Genomic DNA, 943 nt, shown 5'->3' with positions numbered 1-943 from the left:
CGAACAGGGCGAACTCGTCGGTGCCCCGCCAGAACAGCGACAGGCGCGGCGACCAGCCCGTGTAGGTCTGCGCCCGATAGTCATGCCCGCGCTCGGAGTTGTTGTAGTTCGACGCCAGGTTTTCCTTGCCCTGGTTGCGCACCGTGTCGAAGCGCAATGACGGCGTGATGGTGAGGTCGCCCAGGGTGATCGCGTCCTGCAGGTAGGCGCTGCGCGACGTCTGCGAGCCGCGCGGCATGAAGTAAGGCTGGACCCAGCCATAGTTGTACTGCGGACGGTTGTAGGTGGACCCCGGCAGGTACATCAGCACGTCCCGCTTGTGGCCGTGCCAGGCCACCCCTGCGGTCAGCTCGTGGCCGAGTACGCCAGTGTCGAAGCGACTGGTGTTGCGCAGCTCGACGACCCGGTCCTGATAGTCCGTGCGCATCCACTTGCCACCGGTGGCCAGCGAGTAGCTGGCATCCTCGCCGCGCTCGTCGATCTGCTCGGTTTCGGACCAGGAGGCCTTCAGTTCGAGGTCGATCCAGGGGTTGTCCAGCGGCTGGTAGCGATAGCGGCCGGCCCAGGTGGTGTCGGTCACCTCGCGATCGGCCATCAGCCGGCGCATGGCCGCCTCCAGGCTGCCGTAGCGGTCGATGCTGTACTGGCTCGGCAACAGGAAGCTGGCCGCGCTGAAGGGGACGAACTCGTCACTGCGCGAACGCATGAACGTCAGGCCGAAGCTGTGCTCGTCGTTCGGTCGGAAGTTGCCCTTGAGCAAGGCGCCATCGAGTTTCTTGTCGGTGAACGGATAGCGCTGCGGGTACTCGTACTCGGGTTCGAGCTGGATGTTCCCGGCCAGCTTCATGTCGCGGCCATCGCGTGTGGTCAGGTAGGCCAGGCCGTCGAAGCGGGCATCCTCGCTGCGGCCGTAGACCGCGCCGCTATAGAGCTTCTGCTGATC

1 protein-coding gene is annotated in these 943 nt (G+C 65.3%); it reads right to left on the bottom strand.

Annotation, left to right across the window (positions count from 1 at the left end):
• The coding region (locus J0A65_RS24190; RefSeq protein ID WP_206596813.1) for a TonB-dependent receptor domain-containing protein at positions 1–943 on the bottom strand (943 nt) is incomplete at both ends.

The organism is Bowmanella yangjiangensis, assembly GCF_017255015.1.
In the GTDB taxonomy this organism is placed as follows: Bacteria; Pseudomonadota; Gammaproteobacteria; order Enterobacterales; family Alteromonadaceae; genus Bowmanella; species Bowmanella yangjiangensis.
Note: the sequence above shows the minus strand (reverse complement) of the source record. Positions and strands in the feature narration are given on the sequence as shown.